Here is a 16,101-nt window from a genome sequence, read left to right as displayed (position 1 = left end):
TTGGAGGAGATTACATGAGAGAGGCATCGTATTTACAAGAACAACTTTACAAGCATAGGAATGCATTAAATCCTATTGCAGAAATTGGAAGAAAAGAGTATAAGACTTCAAAATATATAAGGGATTATCTTGATAAAATAGGAGTTGAATATGAAGTTTATTTAGAAACAGGAATAGTAGGTGTGATAGAAGGTAAAAGGCCAAGAAAAGATATAGCTTTTAGAGCTGATATAGATGGTCTTCGTAGTGAAGAAGGTGTAAAACATTTATGTGGCCATGATGGACATGCTACTATATTGCTTGGATTAATTGAGTATTTAAATGATAATAAAGAAGATTTAAATGATAATGTTGTATTTATATTCCAACCAGCAGAAGAAGGGCCAGGTGGAGCAAAAGCATTGATAGATGCAGGTGTGCTTAAAAAATACAATGTGGATGAGATATATGGGCTTCATATATACCCAGAATTACCAGAAGGTTATGTAGGTACAAGAGAAGGATACTTCATGGCTCAAATAGGAGATATTGATATAGAAATAGTATCTAAAAGTGGACATGGAGCTATGCCACAGAATGGAATTGATGGTATAGTGATAGCTTCAAACTTTATAAGTTCACTTCAAACTATAGTATCAAGAAATATAAGTCCAATAGACAATGCAGTGTTGACTATAGGTAGAATTGAAGGAGGGGCTAGAAGAAATATAATAGCTGAAAATATAAAGATGGAAGGCACTATTAGATGTTTTAATCCAGAAGTGTATGAGAGAATGAAACTTAGAGTTAAAGAACTAGCTAGAGGCTTTGAATTGTCTTATAACTGTAAGGTAAATATAAATATTATGGATGATTATATAGCTGTTAAAAACGATAAGGACTTGTATAAAGAGTTTGTAGAAGCTGTTGGAAAGGATACGGCTATAGAATTAGACCCACTTATGATATCAGAAGATTTCTCTTATTATCAAAAAGAAGTTCCAGGACTGTTCTTTATGTTGGGCTCAAGAAATGAAAAAAAAGGATTTGTAAATGGACTTCATAATATAAACTTTAACTTTGATGAAAAAATATGTGTGAATGCACTAAATGTCTATGCAAAACTATTAAAATATAAAAAAGCAATAGATTAAAATATATTCAGTTTTGCAATGAATAAGTTGTAGATAGCTTAGAGAAAAAGGCCAATTTTTTTGGTAAGACTGTAAATAACATATATTAAAATTATAAATAACACATACTTAGAAAGAATAATTTTAAAAAGTTATAAGTTTAAAATACTTATATTTAAAAACATATGAATTGATAAATACCCCTTACTTATTTGTATAAATTTCTTTTAATTGACAAAAATACAAATAAGAAGGGGTGATTTTTTTGAAAGAAAATATGAAAAGAGAAAAGAAGATAACTAATGGCAAGAATACTAAAATATTGACAAATGATGATATAATGAAATATGAGATAGCCTCTGAACTAGGTCTTATGGACAAAGTTGGAGAACGTGGGTGGGCAGGACTTACAGCTAAAGAAGCTGGAAGAATTGGAGGTATGCTTACATCACGCAAAAAGAGGCTGAGAAAGATTGTGGAGGGGCAGAATAAAAAGGATGAGTCAATATAGTGATTTTGCGTTTGTATATGATGAACTTATGAATGAAGTTGATTATGATGGATGGGTTAAATATATAGAAGATATAATAGCTAATGAAGGTGTAAAAGTAAAAAATATATTGGAATTAGCATGTGGTACAGGTAATCTCACAATTCCATTAACTAAAAAGAGCTATGATATAGCTGGAATTGATATATCTGATGAAATGCTTAGTGTAGCAAGAGAAAAGGCAGAAAAAGAAGGCGTAGAGTTAGTTTTACTTCAACAAGATATATCAGAGCTGGACTTTGATATATCCGATTTGGATTGTGTACTTTGTGCTTGTGATGGATTTAATTATATAACTTATGATGATGATTTAGAAAATGTATTTTCAAAAACATATGAATTATTAAAGAAAGATGGAATCTTTATATTTGATATAAGTTCATTTTATAAATTAGCCAATATATTAGGAGATAATATGTATGGAGAAAACAGAGAAGATATAGCTTATATGTGGCAAAATTACTTTGATGATGAAGAAAATTTGATTGAAATGGAACTGACATTTTTTATTAAAGATGAAGATGGAAAGTTTGAAAGATTTGAAGAAGTACATCAACAAAGGGCATATACTGAGGATGAAATAATTGATATGCTTAAAAAATCTGGATTTAGGGATATAAAATCTTATGGAGATTTTACATTTGAAAAACCTAATGAAGAAAGTCAAAGGATATTCTTTGTATGTAAAAAATAAAGCTTTTCTTGTTGTGTACAAAAAGAAGTGTTATTAATATAAAATATTATTGGTAAAAATAAAAAAGGTAAAGTTTTCTGTATTAAAAATTAAAGTAATTTAAAGTAGTAATATAGAAAAAATAATAATATAGAAAAATAGTATGATTAACAAAATGTGGAGGAATACAGATGAAAGATTATGTACTAAGAGCGACATCAGGAAATGGTCAAGTTAGAGCATTTGTTGCAACTACTAGAAATACAGTAGAAGAAGCTAGAAGATTACATGAAACTACAAAAGTAGCAACAGCAGCACTTGGTAGAACATTAACAGCAACATCTATAATGGGATTGATGATGAAAAATGACAGTGATAAATTGACTGTAATAATAAAAGGTGGTGGACCAATTGGAACTATCATCGCAACAGCAAATTCTAAGGGGATAGTAAAAGGCTATGTAGGAAATCCTCATGTAGAAGTTGAAGATTATCCAAATGGAAAGTTGAATGTTGCAGCAGCAGTGGGGACAGAAGGTGTTGTAAAAGTTATTAAAGACTTAGGTCTTAGAGAGCCATATAATGGAACTTATCCATTAGTAAGTGGAGAAATTGCAGAAGACTTTACTTATTACTTTGCAGTGTCAGAACAAACTCCATCAGTGGTAGCTTTAGGTGTTCTTACAAAAGAGGATGAAGTTGAGTTTGCTGGAGGCTTTATAGTTCAATTAATGCCAGATGCAGAAGAAGAAACTATCGCAAAATTAGAAGAAAATGTAGCTAAATTACCTTCAATAACTAATATGTTAAAGGAAGGAAACTTACCAGAAGATATATTAAATAGAGTTTTAGATGGTTTAGAGCCTAAAGTACTTGATACTTGTGAAGTTGGATTTGAGTGTGAGTGCTCAAAGGAAAGAGTGAAAACTGCTTTAGTGGCAATAGGGAAAAAATCTTTGGCTCAAATAATAGAAGAAGATAAACAGGCAGAAGTTGGATGTCAGTTCTGTAACGAGAAATATATGTATAGTGAAGAAGAGTTGATTGAAATTTTAAAGGAAATGTAGAATAAAATGAATGTGGAATATTAAAATAGTAGCATTAATAGTGAAATATTAAAATATCAGTATTAATATAGAAATTTAAATATAATTCATTAAAAATAAGAGTTATATGTTAAAAGATGTTAAGAAAGAAATCTAAGATATGTTGAGAAAGATAAACTTAATAAATTTTAAGAATTAAAGGGCTTTCTAATTGCAGTATTTGTAATATTGCGATTGGAGAGCTTTTTTAGTTTATTGTGCCTTGTGTCAAAGATTGTATAAAGCTACAAATTATTGTAAAATAATTTGTGTATTTTAACCTATTTACAACAAAAATTTACAAGATATTTGAATTGATAAAAAGGAGAAAATTTTAAGAATGGAAAACAAAAAAAAGCACATAGTCATAAGTATATTAATACTGTTTATGATATTTATAATGGCTATTAACCTTAATGGTAAACTCGAGACACCTATTCCACAGAGCAATAGCAGAAAATTTAAATCTAATGCTGTATTTTACCCACAGCATCAAGATGATGAAGTCTTATGGGGAGGAAGTGCTATTGTTAATGCAATAAAACAATGTGGAACTGATAATGTATATGTTGTGTTGGTATCAGATGGCTCTGGAGTGAACGTTTTTAGAGCTAATACTAAATTTAGAAATTTAACTAGGAAGCAAAAGGAAGAGCTTAGGAACAATGAATTTAAGTCAGCACTAAAAGAGCTTGGAGTAAAACAACAAAATATAATTATACTTGCTGATATAGATAAAAAAGAGGGGACACATTATAAGTTAATGGAAAAGACAATATTAGATTTTGAACATAAATTTAAGGGTGATGTCACTCATATAGCTCATCATTATAAGTACGATGACCATATAATGCATAGAAAAAATGGGGCAGTTTTAAAGAAGCTTAAACGTGAACGTAAGATAAAAGATGACTTGTATTTTATAAAACCAAAATATGTAAAGTACATACCAAGAAATGAAAGAGCTATTTATAAAGCAACTAATTTTAATGATTATAGTAAGGTCAAAAGTGCGTGTTATGAATATAAGGTTGTAAATTCAAAACGAAAAATGTATGGTATAGGGTATATCTCAGCACATAGCTATTTTGAAAACCTTTTAAATGACCCTGAACTTACGTCTGTGTTAAGTGAAGATTAAAGTAATTTACATAAAGGTATCTTAAAAATATTATTTACTAATGATAAAAAAGTATTTGAGGATAATAAGAATATATTATGATTAGACAAGGTTTAGTATCTCAGTTATGATTTTAAAAATCATTTTGAGGTACTTTTTTTATGCTCTTAATAAGTTTATATAGACTTTTTATATGAAATTTTAAACCCTACAGTATACAACCAAGGGATAGGTCACGTGCTATAATTTGCTATAAAAACAATTTAGGAGGGTAAAGTATGGGTAATGAATTTATAGTTTTAAAAGGATGTAAGGAAAATAATCTAGATAATATTTCATTAAAAATACCAAAAAGAAAAATAACTATATTTACAGGTGTATCTGGTTCTGGAAAATCGTCTATTGTTTTTGAAACAATTGCAAAAGAATCACAACGTCAATTAAATGAGAGATTTAGTACTTTTGTAAGAAGTTTTTTACCTAAGTATGGAGAAGTTAAAGCTGATTGTATAGAAAATTTATCAACACCGATTATTATAGACCAAAGTAGACTTGGAGGTAATTCAAGGTCAACCTTAGGTACTATCACAGATGTAAATTCCTTTTTAAGGGCTTTATATTCTAGATTTGGAAGCAAGCATATAGGTAATGCTAACATGTTTTCCTTTAATGATGTTAATGGTATGTGTCCAGATTGTCATGGGCTTGGGAAAAAACTAATACCTAACATGAAGCATATTCTTGATATGAATAAATCGCTAAATGAGGGTGCTATTTTGCTTTCAGGTTTCGGAGTGGGTTCTTGGCACTGGAATATATTTGCCGAATCAGGATACTTTAATATTGATAAGAAAATATGTGATTATTCAGAGAAAGAGCTGAAAAAATTTTTATATGGTGAGCCAGAAAAGATTACAGTAGAAGAAACTGGAAAAATAAATATGACATATGAAGGCTTAATGGTTAAGTTTAATCGTCTATATCTAAGTAAAGAAGGAGAAATTTCTGAGACTACTAAGAAAAAATTGAGTAAACTCCTTATAGAAGACAAGTGTCCTGTTTGCAATGGAAGAAGACTTCATGAAAGCGTATATAAATCTTTAATTAATGGCTACAATATTGCAGACTTGACAAGTATGCAACTTGATGAATTAGTTAAGGTTATTAAAGATATAAATGAGCCAGAAGCACAACCTCTACTTAAAGGAATACTAGAAAAACTAAATAACATCATAGATATAGGTCTAGGGTACTTAACTTTAGATAGGGAAACATCATCACTATCAGGTGGAGAATCTCAGCGTGTAAAGATGGTAAAATATTTAAATAGTAACCTTGTAGATTTGATGTATATTTTTGATGAGCCAAGTATAGGTCTTCATCCAAGAGATGTTTATAAATTAAATAATCTTCTAAGAAAATTACGTGATAAAGGAAATACAATTATAGTTGTTGAGCATGACCCAGATGTTATTAAAATTGCAGACCACATTGTAGATGTAGGTCCAAAAGCTGGTAGGTATGGGGGTAAAGTTGTATATGAAGGAAGTTATGAAAAGTTGCTTTCAAGTGGGACATTGACAGGAAATGCCTTAAATAAAGCTCTTTCTATTAAGGAAAATGTAAGAGAACATAGAGGATATTTAGAGGTTAAAGATTGTAATAAAAACAATTTAAAAAATATATCTATAAAGATACCTAAAGGTGTATTAACTTTAGTGACAGGAGTAGCAGGAGCTGGTAAGAGTACATTAATTAAACATGAATTTTTAAAGCAAAATACAGATGCTGTATTAATAGACCAAAGCCCTGTATCAGCTAATTCTAGGTCAAGCTTAGCAACATATAGTGGAATTATGAACGATATAAGAAACAGTTTTGCAAAAGTAAATGGTGTTAAAGCGTCTTTGTTTAGCTCAAACTCAGAAGGAGCTTGTGATAATTGTAAAGGCTCTGGAACAGTACAAACAAACCTTGCATTTATGGAAAGTATAAAAAGCACTTGCAATATTTGTGAAGGAAAAAAATTTAAAAAAGAAGTTTTAGAATATAGATTTCAAGGGCAAAATATAATAGAAATTCTTGAAATGTCGGTTTCAGATGCGATTGAATTTTTTAGTCTAAAACAGATTAAAAAGAAATTACAGTGCATTGAAAAAATGGGAATCGGATACCTTACTTTAGGGCAAACTCTGGATACATTATCTGGAGGAGAGTGTCAAAGATTAAAGCTTGCTAATGAATTAAATAAGGAAAGTTCAGTGTATATATTAGATGAGCCGACAACAGGTCTTCATATGGCTGACATTGAAAATTTTATAAGTATAATTGAAGAGATTGTAGATAATGGAAATACAGTTATCATAATTGAACATAATATAGATATAATTAAAAGAGCAGATTGGATTATTGATATGGGTCCTGAGGGAGGGACAAAAGGTGGGAAAGTAATCTTTGAAGGAACTCCAAAACAATTGTCTAACAATAAAATATCGCTAACAGCAAAATATATAGTATAATAAATAAAATACAATAAATATAGATGATATATGAGTAAATATAATGGGTATATAATATGATAGTTAAGTTTAACAATAATAAATAATATGATAAATATTCAAATTTAATTAAATATAGTGTCAGAAATCCGTTTAAATAGCAAGTTTTTAACGGTTCTGACATTTTTTATTATTTTCATGAAGATTGACAAGGTAGGATTTTCTATTAGTTACTTTTTAGTGTCTACTTGAAAGTTTGATATTATGACCTTAACATGTAATTTATGGAATAATTTACTTAGTGTAGTAAGATGCAGTCTATAACTAAACTATAATTTTATAATTTGAATCTTATTAAGTAAAACTCATAAAAGGAGTGTAAGTAATGCTAAACGATATGCTAACGCTATTATCTGAAAGAAGTGATTTTTTTATAAAACTATCCATCGAACATTTGACAATTTCTATTATTTCTATAATAATTGCAATTGTTTTAGGTGGTATAATTGGTATCATTGTAAGTGAATTTCACAAGTCTTCTAAGCCCATCTTGGGGACTATCAATTTTCTATACACTATACCATCTATTTCTATGTTAGGTTTTTTGATACCATTATCTGGAATTGGAAATACTACAGCTGTTATTGCTCTTACTATATATGCATTATTACCTATGGTTAGAAATACATATACTGGAATTACTAACGTAGATAAAAATATACTTGAAGCAGCGAAAGGTATGGGAAGTACAGACTTTCAGATACTATATAAAATAAAACTTCCACTAGCCTTACCTGTTATTATGTCTGGGATTAGAAACATGGTTATTATGACAATTGCATTGACTGGTATCGCTTCATTTATAGGTGCTGGTGGTCTGGGGGTAGCTATATATAGAGGAATCACAACAAACAACACAGTAATGACAGTCACTGGAAGCATTCTTATTGCTCTATTGGCTTTGTTATTTGATTTTATTCTAGGATTAGTAGAAAGATTTTTACAAAGAAAAAGAAAAAAGAAAAATAGGAAAAAAGTATTTGCCATTCTAGGAAGTCTTATCCTCATAACAACTATCTTTACATCTTATTTTTTTAACTCTGCAAAGACTCAAACTATTCATATTGCTACAAAACCAATGACTGAACAATATATTCTTGGTGAAATGTTGGATATTTTAATTGAAAAAAATACAGATTTAAAAGTAGAAATTACACAAGGTGTAGGCGGAGGAACATCCAATATTCAGCCAGCTATGGAGAATGGAGAATTTGATATTTATCCAGAGTATACAGGGACAGGATGGAATATGGTACTGAAGAAAAATGAATTATACACTGAAAATATGTTTGAGAAATTACAATCTGAATATAAAACTAAACTTAAAATGCAGTGGACTGGGATGTATGGTTTTTCTAATAGTTATGCGTTGGCAGTCAGAAAAGAAATTGCAGATAAATATAAATTAAAGAATATCTCAGATTTGAGAGATATATCTTCTAAATTGACATTTGGTGCAGAGTATGATTTTTATGAAAGAGAAGATGGCTATACTCCACTATGCAATACCTATGACTTACACTTTAAAAACACAGTTGATTTAGATATTGGACTTAAATATCAGGCAATCAATGAGGGAAAAATTGATGTAATGCCTATATTTACAACTGATGGTCAGTATAGTGTTTCAGATGTTGTAGTTTTAAATGATGATAAAAGCTTTTATCCATCTTATCAATGTGGAAATGTTATTCGTTCAGAGGTGTTAGAGGAACACCCAGAGCTTTCAAAAGTATTCCAGATGGTTAAAAATATTTTAACTGATAAAGAGATGGCTAAATTGAATTACGATGTAGAAAATAATAATTTAGAGCCTAGAGAAGTTGCACATGAGTTTTTGAACAAAAAGGGACTTTTATAATTGGAGGAAATATAATGACACCTATTATACAATTTAAAAATATTGAAAAACAATATAATGATAAAACAATCATAAATAATCTAAATTTAGATATAGAAAAAGGAGAATTTTTAACTGTTATTGGGTCATCTGGAAGTGGAAAAACAACACTTCTAAAAATGATTAATGGTCTTATTTTGCCAGATGGAGGAGATATTTTAATTAATAAAACAGACATTAAAAATGAGGACTTAATTAAATTAAGAAGAAAAATAGGCTATTGTGTGCAGGGAAGTGTTCTTTTTCCTCATATGACTGTTGAAGAAAATATTTCATATGTGCCAAATCTCCTTAATCGAAAAAATAAGTTAGAGATAAAAAATGCTGTAGACAAATGGATGCAAATCGTAGGATTACCAAATGATATGAAAACAAGATACCCATCTGAATTATCAGGTGGTCAGCAACAGCGTGTAGGGATTGCACGTGCTTTAGCTTCTTCGCCAGAAATCTTATTGATGGATGAACCTTTTGGAGCTGTTGATGAAATTACACGAAAACAGTTACAAAAAGAGATAAAAGAAATTCATAAAAAAACAGGAATTACGATTATCTTTATTACACATGATATTTATGAGGCCTTGATTTTGGGTACAAAAACTTTAGTATTGAATCATGGAGTCATTCAACAATATGATACTCCTGAAAATATTTTAAATGCTCCTGCGAATCAATTTGTAGACCAATTACTGAATGTAAAAAAATCTATAACAAGTTATGATGACTTAAAAGAATAAAGTTAATCCAAAAATTAAATTATGATAATACTGAAAAGCTATTGACCTTGAGTTAACTTTAAGTCGTATACTAAAAATGTAAGAATAGTTAAGCAAGGCATAGGAGGTATTAAATATGGATAGAGAAAGAGATTTAGGTACAGGAGCAGTTTTCCCTATTGGGGAAGAAAACAAAGCATTTGCACAGTATTTTACAGGAGAATGTTATTTAAATATGCTTACTACTAAGGGTGTGGGAATTGGTAATGTGACTTTTGCTCCTTCTACAATCAATTCATGGCACATACATCATAAGGGTGGACAGATTTTACTTGTAACTGGAGGTAGAGGATATTATCAAGAGTTTGGAAAACCAGCTCAGGAATTGCATGCAGGTGATGTAGTTAATATACCACCAGATGTAAAACACTGGCATGGAGCTGCACCAGATAGTTGGTTTCAGCATCTAGCTGTAGAAGTACCAGCAGAGGGAGCCTTCAATGAATGGTTGGAGCCTGTATCTGATGAAGACTATGGTAAACTAAAATAGAATATTTATAAACTTATAAAAAATGAAGAGTGTATATTAGTTAAAATTACTAAATATACACTCTTTTTATTTTGAATTAATGAAAACTTAAGAGAATAATAGTTTTTTAGAAAATAAAATTAGTATAATAAAATAGGAAACTCAATGATTTAATGTGTATAAAAAATATGGAGGAAATAAAATGGAAACTATAATGGTTGTAGAAGATGATATTATGCTTAATAATGGTATATGTTTTAACTTACAAAGTGATGGATTTCGAGTTGTACCAACATATAGTCTAAAAGAAGCTAAAGAGAAATTTGAGAAAGAAAAAATAGATTTAATGATATTAGATGTAAATCTTCCTGATGGAAATGGATTTGACTTGTGCAAAGAAATAAGAGCTAGTTCAAAAGTAGGTATTCTGTTTTTGACAGCATGTGATATGGAATCTGATATTGTAAATGGATTTAAGATAGGAGCAGATGATTACATAACAAAGCCATTTAGTATAAACATATTGATACAAAGAATAAAAGCACTGCTTAGAAGATGTAATGTTGAAATACAAGAAGAGGTCTTATTTGAGGGAGAATTTGAATTTAATTTTGATAATATGACTGTAACTAGAAATAGCGAAAATATAATCCTTTCACCTATAGAATATAGAATTCTAAAGAAATTGGTGCAACATAAAAATGAAATAGTTACAAGACAAGCATTGATAGATGCAATATGGGACAATGATAGTGAGTATATGGAAGAACATGCATTGACTGTAAATATAAATAGATTGAGAAAGAGAATAGACCAGAAAACATCAAAGCATAAGTACATAAGAACTATTTATGGAATAGGTTATATGTGGGTTGGTGAACAAGATGAAAAATAATAAAAGTTTAAATAAGAACTATTACAAGAACATTTCTATTATATATTTCATAGTGTCATGTTTATCCTTAATAATAATAAGAATGCAAACTAACAAAATTTTATATGTGCATCCTGACTTAGCTGAATTTATTGTAAATATTAATTGTATAATTTTAATTTTTATATTTACTATGTTTTTTATATCGTTATTTTTTGTATATAAAATAAGAAAAGACATAGTTGAATTTAGTAGCAATATCATATATAACATAGATGAATTTATATCGGGTAATAAAAATATGCACTTTGATTTAAATAAAGATACTTTAACTGCAAAAGTTCAAAATAAAATTAAATATATGATAGAGGTTATGGAAGTTAAAAACAGCAAGTATTCAGAGGAAAAAGAAAATATAAAAACTTTAATATCAGATATATCGCATCAAATAAAAATACCAATAGCTAATATATCTATGTATAATGAGACTCTAATACAAAAAGAGTTAGATAGAAAGAATCAAGTATTGTTTTTAGAAAACATGCAAAGTCAGGTAAATAAATTGGACTGGCTGGGAAAAGCACTTATAAAAATTTCTAGGTTAGAAACTGGTATTATATCTTTGAATACGACTAAAAGCAGAATAAGTGATACTATTGCAAGTGCATTAAGTGGAGTCTTTTTAAAATTAGAAGAAAAAAATATATTACTAGAAATTGATTTAGATGATAAAATTGAAGTTTGTCACGATAAAAAGTGGACTAGTGAAGCTTTATTTAATATTATAGAAAATGCAGTAAAGTATACCAATGAGGAAGGAAAGATAAGTATAAAGACTGATAAAATGGATATATTCACTAAAATTATCATAAGTGACAATGGAATGGGTATAGATGAGAGTGAAATAAACAATATATTTAAAAGGTTCTATAGAAGTAGAGAAGTTGGGAATATAGAAGGTATTGGAGTTGGATTGTACTTAGCAAGAGAAATTATAAATAAACAGAATGGATATATAAAAGTAGATTCTCAAAAAAATATTGGAACTACATTTAATATTTATATGAAAAATTAGACTTAGCATTTATTTAAAATTGATGTTTATAATATATAACTTGAAAATAAAATCAAAAATTCTTAGAAGTAGTGTATATAGTGTTTATTAGATAACATTATATGCACTATTTTTAGTTTCACTTCAATAAATATCACAAAATATCTCAAAATTGTTATAATTCATATCTAAAATATAACAGCACTGTGAGGATTGGATAGGGGCTTACATGATAATATCTAAGTAAGGAATCAATAAGCGTGAAAGTTTAATATACAATTAAAAAATATATAAAATAAAGTAAGAGGGAGATTTGATTATGAAAATACTGGAGACTAATAATTTAAAAAAATATTATGGAAAAGGTGAAAATATAGTAAAAGCTTTAGATGGAATAAATATAAGTATAAATAGAGGGGAGTTTGTAGCTATAGTTGGGACTTCAGGTAGTGGAAAAAGTACCTTGTTACATATGATAGGGGGACTTGATAGAGCAAGTGATGGAAAAGTAATTGTTGATAATAATGATATATTTGCTATGGATGATGAAGAACTTACAATATTTAGAAGACGTAATGTAGGCTTTATATTTCAAAATTATAATTTAGTTCCAATACTAAATGTTTATGAAAATATAGTATTACCTATAGAACTTGATGGATGTAAAATAGACACTAAATATATAGATGAGATAATAGAAGTTTTAGGATTAAGTCAAAAAGTGGATGACCTACCAAATAATCTATCAGGAGGACAGCAACAGAGAGTAGCTATTGCAAGAGCTTTAGCAACAAAACCATCAATAATACTAGCTGATGAACCAACAGGTAATTTAGATAGCAAAACAGAACAAGATGTGCTAGGACTTTTAAAAGTTACTAGTAATAAGTTTAGCCAAACTATAATTATGATAACTCATAATGAACAAATTGCTCAAATGGCTGATAGAATTATAAGGATTGAGGATGGAAAAGTTGTAAATAGAGGTGAGAACAATGTTACAGAATAACAATAAGGAAATTATAAAAAAGTTAAGTAATAGAAGTTTCAAAACAAATAAAATGAGAAATATAGTTTCAGTGCTTGCAATAGTATTGACAACAGTTTTGTTTACATCATTGTTTACAGTGGGATATAGTATGTTGGACGCTTTTAATAGTTACAAAGCTATGGAATATGGGACAAAGAACCATGTTCAATTTCAAGCTTTAAGTAATAGGCAAATTGAAATTATAAAAAAAGATAGTTCAGTAGACAAAAACAGTATTGGAATAGTAAAAAACATAGCAAGTTTAAAAAATCCAGAGTTTTCAACTCAGACAGTGAATTTAACCGTTTATGATAAAAAAAGTCTTGAAAATGCTGCAAATGTAGAGATGATTGAAGGGAGTTTACCAAAAAATAATGATGAAATAGTCATGCCTACAAAGATATTAGATATGTTAGATATACCTCATAAAATAGGTGCTGAAGTAAAATTAATAATTCCAAAAACTAAAGATGGGGTACTAACTAATGAAAAAGAAACGTTCAAATTTAAACTAGTTGGATATTTTGAATACAAAACAGCTACAGCAATACCTCTTCATGATGTATTTACGAGTGAAGCTTTCTATGATAATTACAAAAAAACAAATGAAGTAGCTCCTACAAGTGTATCCTTTAATTTTTTTAATGATAAAGATTTGCAGTCTAAATTTGATAAACTAACTGAGAAAATCCAACCTTATTCAGGAAAATCAACTATAAATCCTATATATTTAAGTAAACAAGCAACTACTTTCAAAGAAGTTGTTAAAAATGTATTACCAATAATCTTAATTGTAATGCTTATACTTTTAAGTGGATATTTATTAATTTATAATATTTTTTATATTTCAGTTGTTAAAGATATAAAATATTATGGATTATTAAAAACAATAGGAACATCTCCATATCAATTAAAAAAATTGATTATTAAACAAGCTAATAGATTATGTATAATAGCTATACCAATAGGTTTATTATTGGGATTTTTAATAGGAATAGTGTTTGTTCCTCTAGTTGGTAAGTTTATGGATGGATTAAATAAAACTGCATTTGAATATTTTAATCCGTTAATATTTGTATTTGCCGTTGTATTTTCATATGTAACTGTTAGATTGTCATGCAAAAAACCTGCTAAGATTGTAAGTTCTGTATCTCCTATAGATGCTGTAAGATATAGTGATAAAAGTAATAAGATTAAACGTAAGTCTAAAAGAGGGAAAAGTGGTTCTAAAATTCATAAGATGGCATTTGCAAATGTGTTTAGAAATAGACGCAAAGCTATTTTAGTTTTAGTTTCTATGTCACTAAGTTGTATAATATTTTTGACTGTATCTGCAATTATAAGTAGCTCTAATCCAGAAAGAGCTGCTGAAGGTATGATGTTAGGGGATATAGAAATACGTCATGGACTTGCAGACACTGCTAAATCTGAAGATAACGAAGTTGCTCCAATTGACGAAAATCTTATAAAAGATATTAAGAATCTTGATGGAGTGAGTAATGTAAGTAAGGTGTACAAGGATTTAAGTTATATAGTTTATGAAGGAGATTTAAAAGATGAGATATTGACTCAAAAAGTAGATGAAGAATATAAAAAGCAATTTCTTCAGGGCAGAGACCCAAAAGAAATTGCAGAAAATAATGGTTTTTTAGCCTCAGATACAGTTGGATTATCTTCAGGTAGATTATTAAGTAAACTATCAAAAAACAATATTATATATTCTCAAAAGAATTCTAAAATACTGTCAGGTTCTATAGATGAGAAAAAATTTGATGAAGGTGGATATGTAGTAATTACTGGGCATGAAGGAAGTAAAATAAAAGCAGGAGATAAAATTAAGTTTAGATATTTAAAAGGAGATACTATAGGGAAAGGATATATAGATAAAGAGTTTAAAGTCATGGCAGTTTTTGATGGTGCACAAAATTTTAATATGGGGATGTACATTAATGAAAATGACTTTAAAAATATGGTTATAAAGCCATATATAGAAAATCTGGTAATTGATATAAATGGTGATGTGAAGTCTGTTGAAAATAAAATAAATAATTTGAATAAGAAATACAATAATCCATATACAAAAGTTTATTCAAAAAATATCTATATAGAAGAGGCAAGAGAGAGTCAAAAGGTTATAAAGATTGTAGGTATGAGTGCGGTATTTATAATAGGATTGATTGGAGTGCTAAACTTTATAAATACTATGATAACAAATATAATGTCTCGTAAACAAGAGTTTGCAATGATTGAGGCAGTAGGAATGACAAGAAAACAGCTTCAAAGAATGATAATGCTTGAAGGTTTTTATTATGGGGTGATAATAACTATTGTAAATCTTACTTTTGGAAGTATCGCAACATTTTTAGGGTTTAATATTATGAAATTAAGATATTCTGTGTATGCTTATCCATTAGGGGCGCTTATAATAAGTATATTAATAGTATTTTTGATAACGTCTATAGTGCCTTTAATAGTTTATCATAATGTTTCTAAGGATAGTATTGTTGAAAGAATTAGGGAAGCTGAATAATAATTAAATATAATAGAAACTGAATAATGGTTAAATATAATTCAAGCTAAATAATAATTAAATGTAGCATAAAAAAATATTTTTTTATATGCACAATAGAAAGAGGATGTCGCATTAGCACGTTAAATTTGTTCTGTGATAGCTCTTTTTTGCTTATAATAATACATTTAGAATGCTTTTTTTAATGATGGATATATATTACACATTTGTTTTTTACTATTTTATTGTGCAGTTTAGAAATGTTATGAGTTAACAACACAATAATGTATTTTGATAAAACATTTTTTTACATTGGCTTAAAAATCTTCTAAATTTCATATTTTGCTTTACTTGAGCGAAAGATCCTTCTGCTTGTATACTTCTATTCATT

Annotated in this window: 14 protein-coding genes; 13 read left to right on the top strand and 1 reads right to left on the bottom strand. The window is 28.6% G+C overall.

Going from position 1 to position 16,101, the window contains the following annotated elements:
• Positions 1 to 14 precede the first annotated feature (14 nt).
• From IC758_RS17195 to IC758_RS17135, 13 genes are all read left to right on the top strand, one after another.
• Positions 15 to 1,133, top strand: coding sequence for an N-acetyldiaminopimelate deacetylase (locus tag IC758_RS17195; protein WP_227835087.1), 1,119 nt, complete (start codon positions 15 to 17; stop codon positions 1,131 to 1,133).
• Positions 1,134 to 1,389: 256 nt separating this feature from the next.
• Positions 1,390 to 1,623, top strand: coding sequence for a small, acid-soluble spore protein, alpha/beta type (locus tag IC758_RS17190; protein ID WP_227433989.1), 234 nt, complete (start codon positions 1,390 to 1,392; stop codon positions 1,621 to 1,623).
• Positions 1,610 to 2,356, top strand: a complete 747-nt coding sequence (locus IC758_RS17185; RefSeq protein WP_227831537.1) for a class I SAM-dependent DNA methyltransferase — start codon at positions 1,610 to 1,612, stop codon at positions 2,354 to 2,356. Before IC758_RS17190 ends, IC758_RS17185 begins: the two co-directional genes overlap by 14 nt.
• Positions 2,357 to 2,526: 170 nt before the next feature.
• Positions 2,527 to 3,402: an Hsp33 family molecular chaperone HslO gene (gene hslO, locus IC758_RS17180; RefSeq protein ID WP_227433730.1), complete on the top strand. Its 876-nt coding sequence runs from the start codon at positions 2,527 to 2,529 to the stop codon at positions 3,400 to 3,402.
• Positions 3,403 to 3,760: 358 nt separating this feature from the next.
• Positions 3,761 to 4,561: a PIG-L family deacetylase gene (locus IC758_RS17175; RefSeq protein ID WP_227824468.1), complete on the top strand. Its 801-nt coding sequence runs from the start codon at positions 3,761 to 3,763 to the stop codon at positions 4,559 to 4,561.
• A 257-nt stretch (positions 4,562 to 4,818) separates the two neighbouring features.
• Complete coding sequence (locus tag IC758_RS17170) at positions 4,819 to 7,059, top strand: ATP-binding cassette domain-containing protein (protein ID WP_227860634.1); 2,241 nt, start codon at positions 4,819 to 4,821, stop codon at positions 7,057 to 7,059.
• A gap of 364 nt (positions 7,060 to 7,423) precedes the next feature.
• On the top strand, positions 7,424 to 8,959 hold the full coding sequence (locus IC758_RS17165; protein WP_227433733.1) for a glycine betaine ABC transporter substrate-binding protein: 1,536 nt from the start codon (positions 7,424 to 7,426) through the stop codon (positions 8,957 to 8,959).
• A gap of 14 nt (positions 8,960 to 8,973) precedes the next feature.
• The gene (locus tag IC758_RS17160) at positions 8,974 to 9,735 is read left to right on the top strand and encodes an ABC transporter ATP-binding protein (protein WP_227481883.1); all 762 of its coding nucleotides are present in this window, start codon (positions 8,974 to 8,976) and stop codon (positions 9,733 to 9,735) included.
• A gap of 115 nt (positions 9,736 to 9,850) precedes the next feature.
• Complete coding sequence (locus IC758_RS17155; RefSeq protein WP_227433735.1) at positions 9,851 to 10,264, top strand: cupin domain-containing protein; 414 nt, start codon at positions 9,851 to 9,853, stop codon at positions 10,262 to 10,264.
• A 181-nt stretch (positions 10,265 to 10,445) separates the two neighbouring features.
• Entirely contained in the window at positions 10,446 to 11,138 is a 693-nt protein-coding gene (locus IC758_RS17150) for a response regulator transcription factor (protein WP_227824465.1), read from the top strand.
• Complete coding sequence (locus IC758_RS17145; protein ID WP_227835090.1) at positions 11,128 to 12,192, top strand: sensor histidine kinase; 1,065 nt, start codon at positions 11,128 to 11,130, stop codon at positions 12,190 to 12,192. Before IC758_RS17150 ends, IC758_RS17145 begins: the two co-directional genes overlap by 11 nt.
• Positions 12,193 to 12,490: 298 nt before the next feature.
• A complete protein-coding gene (locus IC758_RS17140) occupies positions 12,491 to 13,180 on the top strand; it encodes an ABC transporter ATP-binding protein (protein WP_227433738.1) in 690 nt (229 codons plus the stop codon).
• Positions 13,167 to 15,731 (top strand): ABC transporter permease, encoded by a 2,565-nt coding sequence (locus IC758_RS17135; protein ID WP_227860633.1) that lies wholly within the window; start codon positions 13,167 to 13,169, stop codon positions 15,729 to 15,731. Before IC758_RS17140 ends, IC758_RS17135 begins: the two co-directional genes overlap by 14 nt.
• 249 nt (positions 15,732 to 15,980) lie before the next feature.
• On the opposite strand, the gene IC758_RS17130 is transcribed toward IC758_RS17135, so the two are convergent.
• Entirely contained in the window at positions 15,981 to 16,100 is a 120-nt protein-coding gene (locus IC758_RS17130; RefSeq protein ID WP_227860632.1) for a hypothetical protein, read from the bottom strand.
• Position 16,101: the final 1 nt, after the last annotated feature.

The sequence above is a fragment of the Clostridioides sp. ES-W-0016-02 genome (assembly GCF_020641035.1).
Taxonomy (GTDB): domain Bacteria; phylum Bacillota; class Clostridia; order Peptostreptococcales; family Peptostreptococcaceae; genus Clostridioides.
Note: the sequence above shows the minus strand (reverse complement) of the source record. Positions and strands in the feature narration are given on the sequence as shown.

Excerpts from the sequence above, each read along its gene's own strand:
- IC758_RS17195 (WP_227835087.1), top strand. The coding sequence starts at position 15 with ATGAGAGAGGCATCGTATTTACAAGAACAACTTTACAAGCATAGGAAT.
- IC758_RS17190 (WP_227433989.1), top strand. The coding sequence starts at position 1,390 with ATGAAAAGAGAAAAGAAGATAACTAATGGCAAGAATACTAAAATATTG.
- IC758_RS17185 (WP_227831537.1), top strand. The coding sequence starts at position 1,610 with ATGAGTCAATATAGTGATTTTGCGTTTGTATATGATGAACTTATGAAT.
- hslO (WP_227433730.1), top strand. The coding sequence starts at position 2,527 with ATGAAAGATTATGTACTAAGAGCGACATCAGGAAATGGTCAAGTTAGA.
- IC758_RS17175 (WP_227824468.1), top strand. The coding sequence starts at position 3,761 with ATGGAAAACAAAAAAAAGCACATAGTCATAAGTATATTAATACTGTTT.
- IC758_RS17170 (WP_227860634.1), top strand. The coding sequence starts at position 4,819 with ATGGGTAATGAATTTATAGTTTTAAAAGGATGTAAGGAAAATAATCTA.
- IC758_RS17165 (WP_227433733.1), top strand. The coding sequence starts at position 7,424 with ATGCTAAACGATATGCTAACGCTATTATCTGAAAGAAGTGATTTTTTT.
- IC758_RS17160 (WP_227481883.1), top strand. The coding sequence starts at position 8,974 with ATGACACCTATTATACAATTTAAAAATATTGAAAAACAATATAATGAT.
- IC758_RS17155 (WP_227433735.1), top strand. The coding sequence starts at position 9,851 with ATGGATAGAGAAAGAGATTTAGGTACAGGAGCAGTTTTCCCTATTGGG.
- IC758_RS17150 (WP_227824465.1), top strand. The coding sequence starts at position 10,446 with ATGGAAACTATAATGGTTGTAGAAGATGATATTATGCTTAATAATGGT.
- IC758_RS17145 (WP_227835090.1), top strand. The coding sequence starts at position 11,128 with ATGAAAAATAATAAAAGTTTAAATAAGAACTATTACAAGAACATTTCT.
- IC758_RS17140 (WP_227433738.1), top strand. The coding sequence starts at position 12,491 with ATGAAAATACTGGAGACTAATAATTTAAAAAAATATTATGGAAAAGGT.
- IC758_RS17135 (WP_227860633.1), top strand. The coding sequence starts at position 13,167 with ATGTTACAGAATAACAATAAGGAAATTATAAAAAAGTTAAGTAATAGA.
- IC758_RS17130 (WP_227860632.1), bottom strand. The coding sequence starts at position 16,100 with ATGAATAGAAGTATACAAGCAGAAGGATCTTTCGCTCAAGTAAAGCAA.